Annotated in this window: 15 protein-coding genes; 3 read left to right on the top strand and 12 right to left on the bottom strand. The window is 61.4% G+C overall.

Going from position 1 to position 13,533, the window contains the following annotated elements; translation table 11 throughout:
* Positions 1–202: hypothetical protein (locus tag QRN48_RS03305; RefSeq protein WP_285348863.1), on the top strand; the 202-nt coding region annotated here is incomplete at its 5' end.
* Here the strand turns inward: QRN48_RS03305 and QRN48_RS03300 are convergent.
* Entirely contained in the window at positions 193–1,458 is a 1,266-nt protein-coding gene (locus tag QRN48_RS03300; RefSeq protein WP_285348861.1) for an Hsp70 family protein, read from the bottom strand. The two genes, QRN48_RS03305 and QRN48_RS03300, sit on opposite strands and share 10 nt — an antisense overlap.
* Positions 1,459–1,752: 294 nt before the next feature.
* On the opposite strand from QRN48_RS03300, the gene cbpA reads away from it, so the two are divergent.
* Both cbpA and QRN48_RS03290 read left to right on the top strand, forming a co-directional pair.
* Positions 1,753–2,706 carry a curved DNA-binding protein gene (gene cbpA / locus QRN48_RS03295; RefSeq protein ID WP_285348860.1) on the top strand — a complete coding sequence of 318 codons (954 nt, stop codon included), beginning with the start codon at positions 1,753–1,755 and terminating at the stop codon, positions 2,704–2,706.
* A gap of 2 nt (positions 2,707–2,708) precedes the next feature.
* Positions 2,709–3,005: a chaperone modulator CbpM gene (locus tag QRN48_RS03290; protein ID WP_037015611.1), complete on the top strand. Its 297-nt coding sequence runs from the start codon at positions 2,709–2,711 to the stop codon at positions 3,003–3,005.
* A gap of 227 nt (positions 3,006–3,232) precedes the next feature.
* Here QRN48_RS03290 and QRN48_RS03285 read toward each other — a convergent pair whose 3' ends face one another.
* The 11 genes from QRN48_RS03285 to urtB form a co-directional block, all read right to left on the bottom strand.
* Positions 3,233–4,366: a sensor histidine kinase gene (locus tag QRN48_RS03285; protein ID WP_285348858.1), complete on the bottom strand. Its 1,134-nt coding sequence runs from the start codon at positions 4,364–4,366 to the stop codon at positions 3,233–3,235.
* Between the two features lie 164 nt (positions 4,367–4,530).
* On the bottom strand, positions 4,531–6,231 hold the full coding sequence (gene ureC / locus QRN48_RS03280; protein WP_285348857.1) for an urease subunit alpha: 1,701 nt from the start codon (positions 6,229–6,231) through the stop codon (positions 4,531–4,533).
* Positions 6,232–6,326: 95 nt separating this feature from the next.
* Positions 6,327–6,632: an urease subunit beta gene (locus QRN48_RS03275; RefSeq protein WP_191942761.1), complete on the bottom strand. Its 306-nt coding sequence runs from the start codon at positions 6,630–6,632 to the stop codon at positions 6,327–6,329.
* The gene (locus QRN48_RS03270) at positions 6,629–7,165 is read right to left on the bottom strand and encodes a GNAT family N-acetyltransferase (RefSeq protein WP_285348854.1); all 537 of its coding nucleotides are present in this window, start codon (positions 7,163–7,165) and stop codon (positions 6,629–6,631) included. Before QRN48_RS03270 ends, QRN48_RS03275 begins: the two co-directional genes overlap by 4 nt.
* Before the next feature lie 27 nt (positions 7,166–7,192).
* On the bottom strand, positions 7,193–7,744 hold the full coding sequence (locus QRN48_RS03265) for a GNAT family N-acetyltransferase (protein WP_191942763.1): 552 nt from the start codon (positions 7,742–7,744) through the stop codon (positions 7,193–7,195).
* Between the two features lie 39 nt (positions 7,745–7,783).
* A complete protein-coding gene (locus tag QRN48_RS03260; protein ID WP_037015596.1) occupies positions 7,784–8,086 on the bottom strand; it encodes an urease subunit gamma in 303 nt (100 codons plus the stop codon).
* A 90-nt stretch (positions 8,087–8,176) separates the two neighbouring features.
* Positions 8,177–9,022: an urease accessory protein UreD gene (locus QRN48_RS03255; protein ID WP_285348852.1), complete on the bottom strand. Its 846-nt coding sequence runs from the start codon at positions 9,020–9,022 to the stop codon at positions 8,177–8,179.
* A gap of 49 nt (positions 9,023–9,071) precedes the next feature.
* Positions 9,072–9,770, bottom strand: a complete 699-nt coding sequence (urtE, locus tag QRN48_RS03250; RefSeq protein ID WP_285348850.1) for an urea ABC transporter ATP-binding subunit UrtE — start codon at positions 9,768–9,770, stop codon at positions 9,072–9,074.
* A gap of 127 nt (positions 9,771–9,897) precedes the next feature.
* On the bottom strand, positions 9,898–10,764 hold the full coding sequence (gene urtD / locus QRN48_RS03245) for an urea ABC transporter ATP-binding protein UrtD (RefSeq protein ID WP_285348848.1): 867 nt from the start codon (positions 10,762–10,764) through the stop codon (positions 9,898–9,900).
* Positions 10,761–11,840, bottom strand: a complete 1,080-nt coding sequence (urtC, locus tag QRN48_RS03240; RefSeq protein ID WP_285348846.1) for an urea ABC transporter permease subunit UrtC — start codon at positions 11,838–11,840, stop codon at positions 10,761–10,763. Before urtC ends, urtD begins: the two co-directional genes overlap by 4 nt.
* The gene (gene urtB, locus QRN48_RS03235) at positions 11,840–13,429 is read right to left on the bottom strand and encodes an urea ABC transporter permease subunit UrtB (protein WP_285348844.1); all 1,590 of its coding nucleotides are present in this window, start codon (positions 13,427–13,429) and stop codon (positions 11,840–11,842) included. Before urtB ends, urtC begins: the two co-directional genes overlap by 1 nt.
* Between the last annotated feature and the right edge of the window lie 104 nt (positions 13,430–13,533).

Genomic DNA, 13,533 nt, shown 5'->3' with positions numbered 1-13,533 from the left:
GCGCGAACAACTTCAATTTCGCGACGTGACACCTGACGTCTTCCCGGCTAAAGCCGGTCCTACAAGTGCCTGCGGTCAGTGGGACCGGCTTCAGCCGGGAAGAGGCCAGCTGGAATATCCTAAGACTTACGGCGCGGCACCTGACGCTTTCCCGGCTAAAGCCGGTCCCACTAAAGGCAAGAAAGCCATGAATCAGCCGTAGCGCTTCTTCGCTTCGATGGCCAAACCGCTGCCGATGCTGCCGAAGATGTTGCCTTCAACGTGCCGAGCCTTGGGCAGCATCGCCGCGACGCTGTTGCGCAGGGCAGGGATGCCGCTTGAGCCGCCAGTGAAGAACACGGTGTCGACGTCGGTCACCCCAACGCCAGCGTTGCTCAGCAGGTTCGTCACGCTGTTGCGCACACGTTCAAGCAACGCATCGATCGACAATTCAAATAACTGGCGGGTCAGGTCTACGCTCAGGCCGGGCTCCACGCGGTCCATCAGCACCAGGCGACTGTCTGCCTGAGTCAGCTGGATCTTGGTTTCTTCGACTTCCATCGCCAGCCAGTGACCGGCACGCTGTTCTATCAGCTTGAACAGACGGTCGATGCCCTGCGTGTCTTCGATGTCGTAGCGCATGCTGCCCAGGGCCAGCTGCGATTTTTGCGAGTACACCGAGTTGATCGTGTGCCAGGTCGCCAGGCTCATGTGCGTGCTGGTCGGCATGTAGGCGCCGCTTTTCATCCGGCTGCCGTAACCAAACAGCGGCATCACGCCCTGCAGGCTCAGTTGCTTGTCGAAGTCGGTACCGCCGATGTGTACGCCGCCGGTGGCGAGGATGTCGCTGTGGCGATCGCCAACCAGACGACGCTCCGGCGACAGTCGCACCAGCGAGAAGTCCGACGTACCGCCGCCGATGTCCACAATCAGGACCAGCTCTTCACGGTCCAGCGTCGACTCGTAATCGAACGCGGCAGCAATCGGTTCGAACTGGAACGACACGTCCTTGAAACCGATCTTGCGTGCGACTTCGGCCAGGGTGTCCTCGGCCTCCTGGTCAGCAGCGGCATCGTCATCGACAAAATGCACCGGTCGGCCCAGCACCACTTGATCGAAGGAGTGGCCCGCCGCCGCCTCGGCGCGCTTCTTCAGCTCGCCGATGAACAGCCCGAGCAAGTCTTTGAAAGGCATCGCCGTGCCCAGCACGCTGGTGTCGTGCTTGATCAGCTTGGAGCCCAGCAGGCTCTTGAGCGAGCGCATCAGGCGGCCTTCGTAGCCCTCAAGGTATTCGTGAAGCGCGAGGCGACCATAAACCGGGCGGCGCTCTTCGATGTTGAAAAACACAACCGATGGCAGCGTGATCTTGCCGTCTTCCAGTGCGATCAGTGTTTCCGTCCCTGGACGCAGCCAGCCGACTGTGGAGTTGGACGTGCCGAAGTCAATACCAAGGGCACGGGCCGGGGAAGGAGTGCTCATCTGCTTTACGTACCAGTCAAAAAACGGCCGCGCAGTGTATGCGAGTGCGCGGCGGATGCGTAGCGCGAAACGTCGGTTTATCAGCCCCGGTGCATCTATTTCGCTCGTGTGGCTTGAACTGGCACCCCACGCCCCAATCTAGCAGGCAACTCTTAATGCTTTCGGCCGGTCCGCGCGGCGTTTCAACCCGCATGACCGCATGCCGATAACCTTGCAACGTTTAATGCATCCAGCGTTCACACCTGTAACCCGGTGCGGACTGGGCTGGATATTGCAGAAGTGGGTGACCGTCACATGGACTTCAAAGACTATTACAAGATCCTTGGCGTAGAGCCGACGGCGGACGATAAGACCATCAAGACCGCCTATCGCAAGCTTGCGCGCAAGTATCACCCCGACGTCAGCAAAGAGCCTGGCGCCGAGGATAAATTCAAGGAAGCCTCCGAAGCGTATGAAGCACTCAGCGATCCGGAGAAGCGTGCCGAATACGATGACATTCGCAAGTACGGCAGTCAGGGTCGCTTCCAGCCACCACCCGGCTGGCAGGGACGTGGCGGCGCTGGCCAGGGATTTGGTGGCGGCGGATTCGAGAACGGCGACTTTTCGGACTTTTTCAGCTCCATCTTTGGCAACCGGGGTGGTCAGCAGGGCGGCCGGGCACAAAGCCCTGGACGTCGAGGGCAGGACGTGGAGATGGAACTGGCGGTGTTTCTGGAGGAAACCCTCTCCACCGAGTCCAAACAGATCAGCTTCAAGGTGCCGCAGCACAGCGCCAATGGCCAACGCATGGCGGACATCACCAAGACGCTGAACGTGAAGATTCCGGCGGGTGTCACCGATGGCGAGCGCATCCGCCTCAAGGGCCAGGGCGCACCTGGCATTGCGGGCGGTGAGAAGGGCGATCTGTACCTGATCATTCGTCTGGCGCCGCACCCGATGTTCGACGTCGAGGGCCATGACCTGATCATTACGGTGCCCATTGCGCCTTGGGAAGCGGCGCTCGGGACCAAGGTCGCCGTCCCGACGCTGACTGGCAAGATCAACCTGACCATCCGCCCGGACAGTCAGAACGGCCAGCGCTTGCGCGTCAAAGGCAATGGTCTGCTGAACAAGCTGGGCCAGCGCGGTGACCTCTTCGCGCAAATCAAAATCGTCATGCCCAAGTCAACCGATGAAGCGACCAAAGTGCTGTGGGAGAAGCTGGCCGCGCAGGCCGCCTTCGATCCGAGGGCCCAATGGAGTAACTGATCATGAGCGACACCCTGGTCATCGACATGCAGGAGTTCTGTGAGGTGGTCGGCATGCCGGCCGCTTTTGTCATCGAGATCGTCGAACACGGCATTCTCGAACCCCAGGGAAGGCGTCCGGATGAGTGGGTATTTGACGGTGCGTCGCTGTCGATTGCCAAGCGTGCGGTCAGGTTGCATCACCAGTTGCAGCTGGAATGGGATGGCGTTGCCCTGGCGTTGAACCTGCTGGAAGAGCTTGAGCGGGTGAGGGCGGAAAACCGCATGCTGAAGCAGCGGTTGGGGCGGTTTCTGGACTGACACACCCGAATCTGTAGGCGCCGGCTTGCTGGCGAATGCGTCAGGCCAAGCACTGCAACGGTCATGACTGACCAAACGGGTTCGCCAGCAAGCCGGCTCCTACAGAGTTGCACCTCATTGCACAGCGCAGTCGCCGCCAAATGATCTCAAAGACTTGTGCATCGCCTCCGGCCAATTCAGACCCTTGTTCGGTCCTTGGCCGGTATCGGCTCAAAGGGTTTGCATCTTTACCCTTTCTTGGGCAGCTCAACGGTGAACGTTGTGCCGTCGCCGACATTCGACACCACGGTGATGCTGCCCTCGTGGGCGTTGACCACTTCCTTGACGATGTACAAGCCCAGACCCAGGCTTGTGGAAGGGTTGTGAATACCGGCTTTTTCGTTGGCCGAGCGCACCAGCGGATCGAAGATGCTGCCGATGGCCTCTTGCGCAATCGGCTCGCCGTCGTTATGCACTGAAAGCCGAACGTGGTTGTCTCCGCCCGTCAGGGTTACGGTCACCTGACGCGTCGCCGCGCCATGCTGCAAGGCGTTGCCGATCAGGTTTTGCAGCAACTGTGAAATACGTGCTTCGTCCCATTCGCCACGGGTGTCACCTGTGGTCGTGAACACTGCCTTGCAGTCTGGCTGTCCTGCCGTCGCTGCATCGATGGCTTCGCGGCAGGCCAGGGTCATTTCCATCGGCTTGCGATCCACTGGCAATGTCACGCCCAGGCGGCTGCGGACGAACTCCAGCAGATCGCTGATCATCGTCCCCATCAACAAACTGCTGCTCTTGATGCGTTTGATGTACGCAAGCTCTGCGTCCGCCAGTACGGTCTTGCGCAGCAATACTTCGGATGACATGCCGATGGCTTGCAGGGGAGCACGCAAATCATGGCCGAGGATGGCGAGGAAGATGTCGCGCGAGCGCGTCACGCGTTCGGCGTATGCCGCTGTGGACTCGGCCAGTGCTTCATCGATGGCCTCGTTGAAGCGGATCATGTCCGTCAAGTGACTGGCTTGAGGCTCCGACTGGCTTTCAGCCCAGAACCGCACGACGGTGGCGCGCAGGTGACGGAATTCGGAGGTCATCTGCACCAGATCAAATCCGACGATATGCCGCAATTCGCCGTGGCTGGCGGCAGCCTGATCCAGGGTCGGGGTCTTGCCGATGTCTTCGCCCTGAGCCTTGGCGATGCGTTCGGCCTTGGTTTGCGCGGTGTTCATGTCGCGCGCTGCTGCCAGCAGGATCGCCCCGGCGTGGTCGCGCAGCTCCAGCGAACTCATCGCATGGGCTGCAGGCGTCAGGGTTGCCGCGAACCGTTCCCACTCATCGACGATGCGGTCCACGTTCTGAACGATAAAGTCCGAAAGACGCATGGGGAACTACCTTGCTGGCGGAGCGCTGATTAAGAGCGCGCATAGTACCGCCATGTTGTTGCAGGAAGCATCACGCATTTGCGCGCGCTTCCTTTTTGAGTCGGCTTGCCGTCCAGTTGGAGGGCTGTCAGGCAGCAAACACATTCCCGAGCGTTGATTCGCCCTTAAAACAGAAAATACCGCTGCGCCATCGGCAGGACGTCGGCCGGCTCGCACCACAACAGCACGCCGTCGGCCTTGACCTGATACGTCTGCGGGTCGACGTCGATGTCGGGCAGGTAGTCGTTGTGGATCAGATCCGCCTTGGTCACATTGCGGCAGCCCTTGACCACACCGATCTGTTTCTTCAGCCCCAGTTGTTCCGGTACGCCGGCATCGAAGGCTGCCTGGCTGATGAAGGTCAGGCTGCTGGCGTGCAGCGAGCTGCCGTAGCTGGCGAACATCGGGCGGTAATGAACCGGCTGCGGGGTCGGAATCGAGGCGTTTGCGTCGCCCATCAGGCTGGCGGCAATCGAGCCACCTTTGAGGATCAGCGTGGGTTTTACTCCGAAGAACGCCGGACGCCAGAGCACCAGGTCTGCCCATTTACCCACTTCGACCGAACCCACTTCGTGGCTGATGCCGTGAGTGATGGCCGGGTTGATGGTGTACTTGGCGATGTAGCGTTTGGCGCGGAAGTTGTCGTTGCCTTCGCCGTCACCCGGCAATGCGCCGCGCTGGCGTTTCATTTTGTCGGCGGTCTGCCAGGTGCGCATGATCACCTCGCCAACCCGGCCCATGGCCTGGCTGTCGGAGCTGAGCATCGAGAACGCGCCCAGGTCATGCAGGATGTCTTCGGCGGCAATGGTCTCGCGGCGGATGCGGCTTTCGGCGAACGCGACGTCCTCGGCGATGCTGGGGTCCAGGTGATGGCAGACCATCAACATGTCCAAGTGCTCATCAATGGTGTTGCGGGTGAACGGGCGGGTCGGGTTGGTCGAGCTGGGCAACACATTGGCGAAGCCGCACGCCTTGATGATGTCCGGTGCATGGCCGCCACCGGCGCCTTCGGTGTGGTAGGTGTGGATGGTGCGGTTCTTGAACGCCGCCAGCGTGGTTTCGACGAAGCCGGATTCGTTCAGGGTGTCGGTGTGGATCGCCACCTGAACATCATACTCATCGGCGACGCTCAGGCAGTTGTCGATGGCCGCAGGCGTCGTGCCCCAGTCTTCGTGCAGCTTGAGGCCGATGGCCCCGGCCTTGACCTGCTCGATCAGCGGCTCGGGCAGGCTGACGTTGCCCTTGCCGGTAAAGCCGATGTTCATGGGGAACGCCTCGGCGGCCTGCAGCATGCGCATCATGTGCCACTTGCCGGGCGTTACCGTGGTGGCGTTGGTCCCCGTCGCCGGGCCGGTGCCGCCGCCAATCATGGTGGTGACGCCGCTCATCAGCGCTTCTTCGATCTGCTGCGGGCAGATGAAGTGGATGTGGGTGTCGACGCCGCCGGCGGTCAGGATCATGCCTTCGCCGGCAATGATTTCGGTGGCGGCCCCAATGGCGATGGTCACGCCAGGCTGGATGTCCGGGTTGCCGGCCTTGCCGATGGCTGCGATGCGTCCGTCCTTGAGGCCAACGTCGGCTTTGACGATGCCCCAGTGATCAATGATCAGCGCGTTGGTGATCAGCGTGTCGACTACGTCGGCGGCGACGCCCTGACCCTGACCCATGCCGTCACGGATGACCTTGCCGCCACCGAACTTCACTTCTTCGCCATAAACGGTGAAGTCCTTCTCTACCTCGATCCACAATTCGGTGTCCGCCAGACGCACACGGTCGCCGACGGTGGGGCCGAACATATCGGCGTAGGCTTGCCTGGAAATTTTCATCTGTTCGCCTTGAATTCAATGGATTCTGAAACCGCTCGCGGTGCTCGCTTTCGCTGCCGTCGTAACCTCCGTGAGCTCCTACAGGGCGTGTCGCGCTACAAATCCCCCATCACCCGTCCGGCAAACCCGAAAACCCGCCGCAACCCGGCCAGGTCCACCAGCTCCACTTCCCGCGCCTGCCCGGGCTCGAAGCGCACGGCGGTGCCGGCCGGGATGTTCAGGCGCATGCCTCGGCTGGCGGTGCGATCAAACGTCAGGGCGTCGTTGGTTTCGAAAAAATGAAAGTGCGAGCCGACCTGAATCGGCCGGTCACCGCTGTTTGCGACGCTGAGGGTGATAGTGCGCCGATCGACGTTGAGTTCGATGTCACCGGGCTGGATCTGGTATTCACCAGGAATCATTCGCTCTTCCTCGACAGTAACTTGTAGTAGATGGCCGTGGCCCTGTATTCGCCATCGGGATTACAGGCGTAGTCCGGCAGCAGACCGGACAGCTCGTACCCCAGGGCGCGATAGAAATCCTCGGCATCGGAGCCCGCCAGGGTGTCCAGGTACACAAGCCCGCGCTGATGCTGCTGCGCCGCCAACTCCACGGCTGTCATCAACTGCGTGGCCAGCCCGCGCCGACGCGCCTGATTCAAGACCAGCAATTTCTGCACCTCGGCGCGGTTAAGGCCGTTGGCTTTCTGGCACAGCACCAGTTGCACCGTTGCAAGCACGTGCTCTTCCTCGGCGACGACCCACAGCAGCAGATTGCCTTGCTCGACCTCGCCCCTGACGGCGTCCCACCACTGGGCAGCTTCCTCGGCGCCTAGACCCGCCATGAACCCCACCGAGGCGCCGTGTTGGACTGCGTCCAGCAATAGCGATACGAGACCAGGGCGATAGTGCGCGAAACTTTCTGACGTGACCCGGCGCAGGTGAGCGGCATTCATGGGGCGAGATCCTTTCGTTAGTGAAACTCAAGCGTTGGGCGTGATGCCGGGCGCCTGAGAGGGTGGCGCCGTAGCACCGGGCGACAGATCCAGCTGCATGAACGTCAGGTCCAGCCACCGCCCGAACTTGGTGCCGACCTGCGGCATCTGCCCCGTGGTGATAAAGCCCTCGCGCTCGTGCAGGTGAATCGACGCTGCATTACCACTTTCAATGGCCGCCACCATCATGTGCTTGTCGCAGCGGCGGGCACGTTCGATCAGCGCTTTCATCAGCAGCGGCCCCAGCCCATTGCCGCGTTGATCGGCCCGCACGTACACCGAATGCTCGACGGTGTGGCGAAACCCTTCAAACGGTCGCCAGTCGCCGAAGGACGAGTAGCCCAGCACCTGATCACGCTCATCGACCGCCAGCAAAATCGGATAGCCCTGAGTCTGCCGCAACGCAAACCAGGCTTCGCGGTTGGCAAGGTCCACCGGCTGTTCGTTCCAGATGGCCGTGGTGTTGAGCACTGCGTCGTTGTAGATGTCCAGCACGGCAGGCATGTCAGTCAGCAGTGCGTCACGAATCGAATACGTCATGTTCGTTTTCACTTGTTGTTAGCTGTTGAGTTGTCCAGGTCAGGCGATGGGCTGATGCACAGTGACCAGCTTGGTGCCATCCGGAAAGGTGGCCTCGACCTGGATTTCCGGGATCATTTCCGGAATGCCTTCCATCACCTGGTCGCGGGTCAGCAGAGTGGTGCCGTAATGCATGAGGTCGGCCACGGTCTGGCCGTCGCGTGCGCCTTCAAGCAGGGCCGCAGAGATGAAGGCCATGGCCTCCGGATAATTGAGCTTCAAACCGCGTGCCAGCCGTCGCTCGGCAACCAGGCCTGCGGTGAAGATCAGCATCTTGTCTTTTTCGCGTGGGGTGAGATCCATGGGGCTTCCGTTTTTAAGTTCCGAATAGAGAAATCGCTGCAAGCGCCGTTGTAGGAGCGCGCTTGCTCGGGAATCGGGCAACGCGGTCCATCAGGTGCTCCAGATCCTCGGTGCCACCGCTTCCCGGCCCAGCAGGGCAGGGCGCAGCAGTTTCCATAATTCGATCAGCCACGCCCGGGCGTGCAGCGCTTCGTCCGCCAGGCAACGGGCAATGATCAGCCCGGGCAACTGGCTAAGGTCCCCGCGCACAGGCGAATGCTCAGCCAGTTCGCGGCAGCGTTCCATTAACTCGGGGTCAATCTCGCCGGTCACGATCAGCGTGGCAAACACCGGTTTGCCATCCAGGCCGATCGGTGAGTCGAGCAGCCCGTCGTTGCCCACGACGCGCTGGCGCTCGTGCCACAACAGCCTGCCGTCGCGCCGAATATCCAGATGCGCCTGAAGGTGCCCCTGATCGAAACGCTCGCCGCTTGCAGGCCGGCCCAGCGCGACCACGTCCCAATAGAACAGTCGAGCGTCGCCCTGCAGATTAATCCGCGTGGTCAGTTCAGCCTTGGCCTCGCTGAAGACGATGGTCTCCTGCGGCAGCCACTCCAGCGTCCCGCCGCTCGCGACGTTGAGTTCAAGCTGTTGATAGGCCGGGCCGGCTGCGCGATACCACTTTGCCGCACCGGGACTGGTCAGTTGTGCCCACGCGTTGGCGCCGACGCTGACATCGATGTCGAGCCGATCGCCACCCGCGATGCCGCCCGGCGGATGAACGATGATGTGCTGACAGACCTGCGGACCTTCGGCGTACAGATGCTTTTGCACGCGCAACGGACCTTTGTGGCGGCGTTGCGTTGGCCGCGTGCTGTCACCGAAGCGCCCGTACGCCAGCTCCAGCTCGGCGTGCCAACTGGGCGTGAACAGGGCGGTGTGGGCAGGAAGATTCATAAGTCGACTGTCATGTTCGTGAAGGTTCGTACCTTAGCTGATCGGCGCATCAAATGGTGACCAGGCCCCGAACGCCTTCGGTCTCCATGTTTTCGCCACGACCCTGCTGCACGATCTCGCCGCGCGACATGACGATGTACTGGTCCGCCAGTTCGGCGGCGAAATCGTAGAACTGCTCCACCAGCAGAATGGCCATATCACCTCGAGCGGCAAGCTTCTTGATCACGGCGCCGATCTCTTTGATCACCGACGGCTGAATGCCTTCGGTGGGCTCGTCAAGAATCAGCAGGCGCGGACGGCTGGCCAGGGCCCGTCCAATTGCCAGTTGCTGTTGCTGCCCGCCGGACAGATCGCCGCCACGGCGATGTTTCATCTGCAGCAACACCGGGAACAGCTCGTAGATGAACGCCGGCACTTCTTTGGCTTGCGAGCCCGGAAACCGCGACAGCCCCATCAATAGGTTTTCCTCGACGGTCAGCCGCCCGAAAATCTCCCGCCCCTGGGGCACGTAGGCGATCCCGGCATGCACGCGCTGATGCGGCTTGAAACCGGTAATCGGCTTGCCTTCCCACTGCACCGCGCCTTCTTTGGCGGGCAGCAGTCCCATCAGCACTTTCAGCAGCGTGGTCTTGCCCACGCCATTGCGACCGAGCAGGCACGTGACTTCGCCGATGTTCACGTCAAACGACAGACCGCGAAGAATATGGCTGCCGCCGTAATATTGGTGGAGCTTTTCGACTTGGAGCATGGCTGATCACCCAAAAAACGATGTGGGACCTGTAGGAGCGCGCTTGCCCGCGAATCGGTGGTCAGACGATATTTATCCCGCAGACCCACTCCAATCGCGGGCAAGCGCGCTCCCACAGGGTTCGGCGCTATCTGCCGAGATAAACCTCAATCACCCGCTCATCCGCTTGCACGTGTTCCAGCGACCCTTCTGCCAATACGCTGCCCTGATGCAATACGGTGACGTGGTCGGCAATGGTGCCGACGAACCCCATGTCGTGCTCGACCACCATCAGCGAATGCTTGCCCGCCAGGCTTTTGAACAGCTCGGCGGTGAATTCGGTTTCGGCGTCGGTCATGCCCGCCACCGGTTCGTCGAGCAGCAGCAATTGCGGGTCCTGGACCAGCAACATGCCGATCTCCAGAAATTGTTTCTGCCCGTGGGACAACAGCCCTGCCGGGCGTGACATCGACGACGTCAGGCGAATGGTTTCCAGGACCTCATCGATGCGGTCGCGCTGTTCGCCGCTAAGCTTGGCCCGCAGGCTGGCCCACACGGACTTGTCGGCTTTCTGCGCCAGCTCCAGATTTTCGAACACGCTCAGCGCTTCGAACACCGTGGGCTTTTGAAACTTGCGGCCAATCCCTGCCTGAGCAATCTGTACTTCGCTCATCTTGGTCAAATCCAGGGTTTCACCAAACCAGGCTCGCCCATGGCTAGGGCGAGTCTTGCCTGTGATCACGTCCATCAGCGTGGTCTTACCAGCGCCATTGGGGCCGATGATGCAACGCAGTTCACCCACGCGGATGTACAGGTTGAGATCGTTGAGGGCTTTGAAACCATCGAAACTGACGCTGATGTCTTCCAGCGTGAGGATGGTGCCATGCAGCGTGTTCAGCCCTTTGCCAGCGACCTGCCCGAGGCCGATGGCCTCGCGGCTGGTACCAGCGTCACTGTTGGGGTGCAGCATCGGATCCAGCACCGGATCGAATGCGGGCGTCGGAGTGCTTTTCATTGTTCGCCCCTTTTTTTGATCAGGCCGATCACGCCTTTGGGCAGCCACAGCGTCACGACGATAAACAGCGCGCCGAGAAAGAACAGCCAGTATTCGGGGAACGCCACGGTGAACCAGCTCTTCATGCCGTTCACCAGTCCGGCGCCGAGCAGCGGCCCGATCAACGTCCCGCGCCCACCCAGTGCTACCCACACCGCCGCTTCGATGGAGTTGGTCGGCGACATTTCGCTCGGGTTGATGATGCCGACCTGCGGCACATACAACGCTCCGGCCAGGCCACACAGCACTGCGCTCAACACCCACACGAACAGCTTGAAACCGCGCGGGTCGTAGCCGCAGAACATCAGGCGGTTTTCCGCGTCGCGCACAGCGGTCAACACGCGACCGAATTTACTGCGCGCCAGTCGCCATCCCACGAACAGGCTGCCGGCCAGCAACGCTACCGTGAGCAGAAACAACACCGCACGGGTGCCTTGGGAGGTGATGCTGAAACCCAGAATGCTGCGGAAGTTGGTGAAGCCGTTATTGCCGCCAAAGCCGGTTTCGTTACGAAAAAACAGCAGCATGCCGGCGAAGGTCAGGGCCTGGGTCATGATCGAGAAATACACGCCCTTGATCCGCGAGCGGAAGGCGAAGAAGCCGAACACCAGCGCCAGTAATCCCGGCGCCAGCACCACCAGGCACATGGCCCACAGGAAATGCTGAGTGCCGACCCAATACCAGGGCAGCTCGGTCCAGGAAAGGAACGTCATGAATGCCGGCAGGCTGTCGCCCGACGCTTCGCGCATCAGGTACATGCCCATGGCGTAGCCGCCCAGCGCGAAGAACAGGCCATGGCCCAGCGACAACAGCCCGGCGTAGCCCCAGACCAAGTCCAGCGCCAGCGCGACAATCGCGTAACAGAGAATCTTGCCTACCAGCGTCAGCGTGTAGGCCGAAACCTGCAGGCCGTTGCTTTCCGGCAGCAGGGACAGCAACGGCAGGGTGATCAGCAGGGCAAGGATCACCACGCCAACCGAGACCGTGATTTTGGTGCCGGCGCGTTGCGCGGCAGTGACCATCAGTGGCTGATTCATCAATCGATCACCCGTCCTTTGAGTGCGAAAAGGCCTTGCGGACGTTTCTGAATGAACAGAATGATCAACGCTAGGATCAGGATCTTGCCCAGCACCGCGCCGATCTGCGGCTCAAGAATTTTATTGGCGATGCCCAACCCGAACGCTGCCATGACGCTGCCGGCCAGTTGACCGACGCCACCGAGCACGACCACCAGGAAGGAGTCGATGATGTAGCTCTGGCCCAGATCAGGGCCGACGTTGCCGATCTGACTCAGCGCCACGCCGCCCAGCCCGGCGATGCCGGAGCCTAGCCCGAAGGCCATCATGTCGATGCGGCCGGTAGGCACACCGCAGCAGGCTGCCATATTGCGGTTCTGGGTCACGGCGCGAACGTTCAGGCCCAGGCGCGTCTTGTTCAGCAGCAGCCAGGTCAGCACGACCACGAACAGGGCGAAGCCGATGATGACGATGCGGTTATACGGCAGCACCAGATTGGGCAACATTTGAATGCCGCCTGACAGCCATTCCGGGTTGGCCACCTCGACGTTCTGTGCGCCGAACACCACGCGAATCAGTTGAATGAGCATCAGGCTGATGCCCCAGGTCGCCAGCAATGTTTCTAGGGGGCGGCCATACAGATGACGAATGACCGTGCGTTCCAGCGCCATGCCGATGCAGGCGGTGACGAAAAACGCCACCGGCAGCGCCACCAGTGGATAGAACTCAAGGGCGCCGGGCGCGTAGCGCTGAAACATGAGCTGCACGACGTAAGTGGCGTAGGCGCCGAGCATCAGCATCTCGCCGTGGGCCATATTGATCACGCCGAGCAGACCGAAGGTGATGGCCAGTCCAAGGGCCGCCAGCAGCAGAATCGAGCCCAGCGACAGCCCCGCAAAGGCCTGGCCCAGGATTTCGCCGAACATTAATTTGCGCTTGACCTGCGCCAGGCTGGTTTCAGCCGCAAGGCGCACGGCCGGGTCGGTTTCTACGCTGGGTTCGAGCAGGGTTTCCAGACGCGTGCGGGCCAGCGGATCGCCGGTTTCGCCCAGCAGGCGTACGGCGGCGAGCCGTACGGTAGGACTGACGTCGACCAGTTGCAGATTGGCCAGTGCCAGATTCAATGCTGCATGAACGCTGTCGTCCTGTTCGCTTGCCACCTGCTGCACCAACAGCGGCAACTGCGCCGGACGTGCGCTTTTTTGCAGGGTTTGCGCTGCGGCCAGACGCACCTTGGGGTCGGCAGCCAGCAACTGATGGCTGGCCAATGCAGTGTCAATCAGACCGCGAAGGCGGTTGTTCAGGCTGATGGGCTGGGGCTCGTCGGGGCTGGGCGCATCGGCGAGCGCTGGAGCCTGCGGGTCGACGGCAATGAAGCGGTCGCCGTTCTGGATGAACGCCCGGTTGCTGCTGTCGGCGGCGACGCGGCCATCCTGCAGGGCAATCAGCAACTCGACCCGCGCCGGATCAGGTTTGGCCGCCCAGGCTTCCAGCAGCTGTGCGCGCTCGGAGGAGGGGGCCGCGACAAAGTCACCGGCTTCGCTGGCATGAGCGGCGAAGGGCAGCCACAGGCACAGCGCGAGAAAGAGGTGGTGGAGGTATTTGGGCATATCGAGTCCTGAGAACACCCGCATGACGCAATGTCCTGCGAGGAACTGTAGGGGTGAGCTTGCTCGCGATCGCGGTATGCCAGCCGGCATCATCGTTACAGATA

Origin of the sequence: Pseudomonas sp. ME-P-057, assembly GCF_030208975.1 — a bacterium.
GTDB lineage: Bacteria > Pseudomonadota > Gammaproteobacteria > Pseudomonadales > Pseudomonadaceae > Aquipseudomonas > Aquipseudomonas lutea.
Note: the sequence above shows the minus strand (reverse complement) of the source record. Positions and strands in the feature narration are given on the sequence as shown.